Source organism: Microcoleus asticus IPMA8, from assembly GCF_013179805.1.
In the GTDB taxonomy this organism is placed as follows: Bacteria; Cyanobacteriota; Cyanobacteriia; order Cyanobacteriales; family Microcoleaceae; genus Microcoleus; species Microcoleus asticus.
This window is the reverse complement of the sequence record NZ_SRRZ01000216.1, coordinates 1-5,981: the sequence shown is the minus strand read 5'-3', so window position 1 is coordinate 5,981 and position 5,981 is coordinate 1. Positions and strand designations below refer to the sequence as shown.

The 5,981-nt window shown below is 43.5% G+C and carries 6 protein-coding genes; 2 read left to right on the top strand and 4 right to left on the bottom strand.

Annotated features, from left to right (window positions below):
- Positions 1-1,028 (top strand): tetratricopeptide repeat protein (locus tag E5S67_RS30705; RefSeq protein ID WP_216670825.1); only part of this gene is annotated, 1,028 nt, incomplete at its 5' end.
- A gap of 190 nt (positions 1,029-1,218) precedes the next feature.
- Here the strand turns inward: E5S67_RS30705 and rph are convergent.
- Together rph and E5S67_RS30695 are read right to left on the bottom strand one after the other, a co-directional pair.
- Positions 1,219-1,938 (bottom strand): ribonuclease PH, encoded by a 720-nt coding sequence (gene rph, locus E5S67_RS30700; RefSeq protein ID WP_172193074.1) that lies wholly within the window; start codon positions 1,936-1,938, stop codon positions 1,219-1,221.
- Positions 1,939-2,077: 139 nt separating this feature from the next.
- Complete coding sequence (locus E5S67_RS30695; protein WP_172193073.1) at positions 2,078-2,635, bottom strand: nucleoside monophosphate kinase; 558 nt, start codon at positions 2,633-2,635, stop codon at positions 2,078-2,080.
- A gap of 355 nt (positions 2,636-2,990) precedes the next feature.
- Between E5S67_RS30695 and E5S67_RS30690 the strand changes: the two genes are divergently transcribed.
- A complete protein-coding gene (locus E5S67_RS30690) occupies positions 2,991-3,518 on the top strand; it encodes a P-loop NTPase family protein (RefSeq protein WP_172193072.1) in 528 nt (175 codons plus the stop codon).
- Between the two features lie 113 nt (positions 3,519-3,631).
- On the opposite strand, the gene E5S67_RS30685 is transcribed toward E5S67_RS30690, so the two are convergent.
- Positions 3,632-3,811 (bottom strand): hypothetical protein, encoded by a 180-nt coding sequence (locus E5S67_RS30685; protein WP_172193071.1) that lies wholly within the window; start codon positions 3,809-3,811, stop codon positions 3,632-3,634.
- A 307-nt stretch (positions 3,812-4,118) separates the two neighbouring features.
- Positions 4,119-5,618, bottom strand: a complete 1,500-nt coding sequence (locus E5S67_RS30680) for a GUN4 domain-containing protein (protein WP_172193070.1) — start codon at positions 5,616-5,618, stop codon at positions 4,119-4,121.
- Positions 5,619-5,981 lie beyond the last annotated feature (363 nt).

Sequence of the window (5,981 nt, the reverse complement as noted above, 5' to 3'; positions counted from 1 at the left end):
GATTTCTCTCGGGACATCTCAACTCCTACTTAGGTTTACATCCTCATTATACATTATTTATGATTTACAAATCATTTGCGATCGCTATAGAAATTAAAAATTTTGAATTGGCTGCTGAGATTCTAATCAAACCAAGAGATAATAAATGGGAAAAAGGTGAACCATTAGGTAGTTCATTTTATCGTTTGGGATTGTTAAAACAAATGATTTCTGCAATTAATCAAATAATAAACTATATTAAACCCAGCTATTCATTGAGCAGCCTTTATAATATATTAGGCGATCTATACTGGCTAACTGGCTATATTCATAAAGCCATTCAATACCACGAAATATCACAGAATATCGCCATTGATTTTAATTTTCTAAAATACAAGATAGTTAGTTATGTTAATATAGGGCTCTGTAAACTGGAGCTCGGAGAAATAGAAAATGCAATCAGCAATTTTGAATTTGCAAGTAAACTTGCTCAAAATAATTTTTATCATCGATTTGCGGTAGAATCATGGTTTTGTTTAGCGTTTTGTTATTCATGCTTAGGAGTTCAAAATAAAGCATTTGAATTTGCTGAAAAAGTTGAAGATAGTGAACTATTTAAAATAAAGCTTTTAAGTGCTTGGGCTGCGGGTTACAGTTTATTGTTTCTGGGTTTAACCTATAAAAACTTAGGATGTAATAAAAAATCTTTTGAAATGTACCATCGAGCGATCGCCTACGCCGAAGAAAGCCACTATGCTCAGGTTAAGGCTAAAGCTTTAAGTGGTATGGCAGAGCTTTATCGAGAACAATCCGATTTTACAACAGCGCTTTCCCATCATTCAGAATCGATAGAATTGCTAGACAAAATTGGCGCAAAATGTGACTTAGCTGAAGCTTACTATCAGCTTGCCTTAACTTACCAAAACATGGGTGATGCCGAGAAGAGTCAGACTTCGTTTCAAGAGGCGATTCGTCTCTTCAATAAAATGGAAGCACCTAACCAAGTTGAGAAAGTGCGAAAAGCAATAGGTAAGAGCGACGAAGTTTAGTTTTGGATATATAAATCAATAAGGTTCAGTTAAACCCGATCCCCCCTAACCCCCCTTCTTAAGGGGGGGACAGGAATCTTCTCAAAGTCCCCCTTCTTAAGGGGGATTTAGGGGGATCGAGACTCAGGTAAAAAGGAGATTTATCCAGGATTTTAGTCTTAAGTTGACACTAATGGGCAATGCCGTGTCCCTACTCCACCAAAGCTTGCCGCTGAGCCTCTAACAATTCCTGAATCCCGGTTTCGGCCACATCCAAAATTTGATTTAACTGACTCCGGCTGAAACTTCCTGCTTCCGCAGTTCCCTGAATTTCGATGATGTTCAAATCTCCATTCATTACCACATTACAATCAATTTCCGCCGCCACATCTTCAAGATAATTCAAATCTAAAAATGGCTCGCCTTCCAAAAGCCCCACAGACACGGCGGCCACTTGACGAATAATGGGCGATCGCACCAAATCACCTTTTTGCACCAACTTATTCAAAGCATCAGCCACAGCCACAAACCCGCCAGTAATTGAAGTCGTGCGAGTCCCAGCGTCCGCTTGCAAAACATCCGCATCGACAAGTATTGTGCGTTCTCCCAATAGTTGCATATCCAAGCACGATCGCAAACTCCGCCCAATCAACCGCTGAATCTCTTGAGTCCGTCCCGATAATTTCATAAATTCCCGCTCTTGGCGCTGCGGCGTAGATCCTGGCAACATTCGGTATTCCGCTGTTAGCCAACCTTGTCCGGTATTCTCCAAAAATCTCGGCACTCCAGGCTTGATTGTAACGCTGCAAAGTACCTGAGTATCGCCACTTTTTGCTAGCACGGAACCGCTGGCAAATTTGGTAAACTCTCGATCGAAACTAATCGGACGAAGTTGATTGGGTTGTCTGCCGTCGGGACGCTGAAAAGACATAATATTTAGGTTATTCGTAATGGGTAATTGGGAATTAAAAATTGGAAGTGGGCATTAATATTCCGGCTTTTTTTGATTCGTTACATATGCAGTCATTCAATCTAAAATCTAAAATCTAAAATCTAAAATGGTATGACTATTAGCCCTTAGCCTCGATCAATTTGAGAAGCTCCTGCTGGACTTGTTCTGGCGATTGGTCGCCATTGACAGTTAACAGTTTGTTGCGGTATTCGTAATACTCTAAAAGAGGAATAGTGCGTTCGTGGAACAAATCGAGCCGACGCTGTAAAATTTCAGGATGGTCATCCGATCGAGCGCGATCGATCGACCTGCTCAGCAAAACCTCGATCGGCACTTTCAACCAAATCGCCCAATCTAGCTGCTGAGCCAAATCGTTCAGCAAAAAATCCAACTCCTCAGCTTGAAAAGCCGTTCGCGGATATCCCTCCAACACCCACCCATTAAAGACATCCCACAGCAGCAGCCGGCGACCGATAAATTTAATCAAAATTTCATCGGGAACTAGCTCCCCTTTTTCCACATAAGGCACCGCGAACTTGCCCAAGTCTGTTTCACCTGCGATTTCCGCGCGGAGAATATCCCCTAGTGCAAGCAAAGGAATGCTCACATTGCTGCACAGTTTTTCAGCCTGCGTTCCCTTCCCCGCTCCAGGCCCTCCCAGAATCACCAATCTCACAGTGCTTGCTCCTAGTGCCGCGACATTCAAATTCTACGCGATGTGTAGCTTTTCTTAACAGTCCTGGACTTCCCAAGACTTTCATCGCCTTGCTTTTTCACCGTCTAACTATCTAACTAGGGCGCTCCCCGCCGTATTTTGGTAAAAAAAATCGGTTTTTGCGTAAGTGCTAATTGAGTTCAAAAATCGAACAAACGACTGCGAATGCCACTGCCGCTAGCTTTTGACAACTTGTATATCTAGTGTTCGATCGGATATGCACTCGGCCCAGTACACTATATATTGTCAAGCAGGCTTCAGCCGCGCCAAGGTCGAAGCTGCACTCAAGACTTAGTTGCTGATTAAATATTGCCCTATGGTTGCTCAGTTACAAACCCCTAAACTCAATTTAACCCACAGCTTGCCCTACACAGTTCAAGGGCTGGTGCAAGTTTTTACAGGCCCGCACCGCTGCTTTTTTACCAGTGTCATGGCTCAAGCCCTCAGAATTGCAGGACAGGGAGCTCCGGTGCTGGCGGTGCAGTTTCTCAAAGGGGGAATTAATCAAGGGCATCAGCATCCGGTGCGGCTGGGGCAAAATTTAGATTGGGTGCGCTGCGATTTGCCCCGCTGTATTGACCAGGCAGATTTAGATGAGCTTGAGACGCGATCGATCGAACAATTGTGGCAGTACGTTCAAAATGCGGTGCGCGAAGGCCGTTATGCGCTAGTTATTCTCGATGAATTGAGTTTAGCGGTTAATTTGGGCTTGATTCCCGAAGCAGAAGTAGTGGCATTGATTGACAGCAAGCCGCATCATTTGGATATGATTTTTACCGGGCCATCCATGCCCCAAACAATTTTGGATGTTGCCGACCAAATTACTGAAATTCGCCGCAGTTAATGACAATAATTCAAGTTGCGATCGCCTTTTTAGCGATCGCATTTTTTATGTAAAAAAAAAGGCGATCGCTTAGCTCAAAGAGCGATCGCACGCTTATCAATTTAGCAACAACATTACGCTTGAACTACCGGATCGAACACAACACTCAATCGATCCGCCGGAACCATCCGCTTGAGAATTTTCAAATGACCGTCTGCATCAGACCAACTGCGAAACTCACCCACAACCACCTTTTCGACATTCGGAAGCGAGCGAACTACAGTCCACGGCTTGAGACGTTTTTCTGGCAACATAATTATATCTCCTTGGTAAATTGGAGCCAAAGCCAGTCAACGATACTTATTCAGGGCCTAGGGCTGGCTTTTGACTTTTTAAACTTGCCCTTCTCTCAAAACATAGCACAAAAAAAATGGTTTGTAATTATATCTTATTTTCCGCTTTTTTTATACCTATTTTCTACATTAAATATGATTAAACTCAAAACTTGTTAACTCTTTAAATCCGCAACTCAAAACTATTTAATTACTAACACTTCCACTTCGCTAACGTGCAGCGTGACTAATAACTTCTGCCTTCTGCCTTTTACTTTCTACCTTGCTTCTACAAATCCCGCCGCGACAACAGAAACCAGATCCCGCCCAAACCCAAAACACCGCACAAAACCCCGCCTTCCCACCCAAAAACAGTCCCCCCCGGCAAATGTCCAGGCTTTGCCTTAGAAGAAAAATTCAGCTCCGAATAGTATACCCACTGGCTGTTAACCCGCCAGCCCACTCGATCGCCAAACTTCTCCCAAACTGTAGCATCATAAACACCAGCCTTTCCCCCTGACTTTACCCACAAAGCCTTTTGCACAGAAAAACCGAATCTGCGGTGACTGTGCCGCACCCACAGTCGATCGATAGTCTGCAAATCCTTAGCTGGAAACTTCCTAATATCTTCCTCGCTCAAATAACCCCGTGAAACTTGCTCCATCACCTCCAGCATTTTTACAGAAGTTTCCTCATCAGCACCCCGCCAATTTTTAGCAGCCAGCAGCCTTGCCAAGTGAGAATAATCAATACCTTTTTCCGACTCTAAATTCTCAGAAACTACCGGAGACTCAGCCACACGTTGAGTCGATAAAGAAGGACTAAGAACAGTTGCCTGCTGCAACTTTTCCAGCGCTGGCACAACAACAACAGGAGGTTTTAAAGCCTCCAAAACTTCCACAGCAGATTTGTAACGGTCTTTAACATATTCCTGAATCAACTTATCCAAAACCTGACCTAAATCCTGGCTAATTAGTGTTCCTTTTGGTAAAGCCTCCCTCCAAAGCCACCGGCCTTCAAGCGGGTCGTAAAGGTCATCGTGAATGTCCCCGTAGATATCGAGATAAGGCATAACAGAAGTCAGCAAGCGAATGCAAGTCACCCCCAAACTGTAAAGGTCGCTAGCAGGAACAGCCCTACCGTGACGCTGTTCTAGAGCCGCGTAGCCGGGAGTTCCCAACTTAGTTCCAGTTTTAGTCGGAGCAGCAGCTACTACCTGTTTGGAAACCCCAAAATCTATCAGAACTAACTTACGATCGCGAGATCGGCGGATCACATTCTCAGGCTTAATATCGCGGTGAATTACATTTCTCTCGTGAACAAACTTCAATAAAGGCAACAAATCTAACAGCAGTTCGCTAGTTTTAATTTCGCTATAAGCACCATACTTGTCTAATTCATCCTTTAAATTATTGCCATCAATAAACTCTTGCACCAAATACAAGCGACCATCTTCCTCAAAATAAGAAATTAACTGAGGAATTTGCGGGTGTTTCAATTCGTATAACCGCCTTGCCTCTTGTTCAAACAGTCGAACATATTTTTTAAAATGAGCGGGCTTCCGCTGGAACTCTTGAGGGGGCGACAACTGTTTGATCACGCACAATTCTTCAAATTTTCCATGATTGACAGCTCGGAAAGTCCTGCCAAATCCCCCGTCGCGCAGCGGTTCAGTTGCTGCATAAAGGTCTTTTAGTAGCAGCTTTGAACCACAATTAAGACAATACTTTGTGCCTGGTGGGTTCTGACGCTTGTCTCTTGGGCAATCGAGATTAAGGCAGTATGTCATATATTAAAAAAATGCGAACAAAATTATACTCAAGGTTTTATATTATTCAAGAGTCCGATCGCGAGCTGGTTGTTGTAGAGGCTAGACCTCGAACCTTACGCAGGCAGCAGCCACCATCGCGATCGGAGGGGGCGTTCTCGCCCGACTGCCCCTGAGCAAGTATAACTCTCTTGAGGGTTTGACCTCAAACTCGAAGCCCAAATCTAACCTTAGACTTCGATCCGTGCAATACATTTGATTTAGCGGTCAAATAGCCAGCAGATTAAACAGAAATATAGCAATCCTAAATCATTATCAAGACTATGATACAATTATATGCAATACTTGATTGTGACAATAAAAAATGAATAACTTACAACTGCA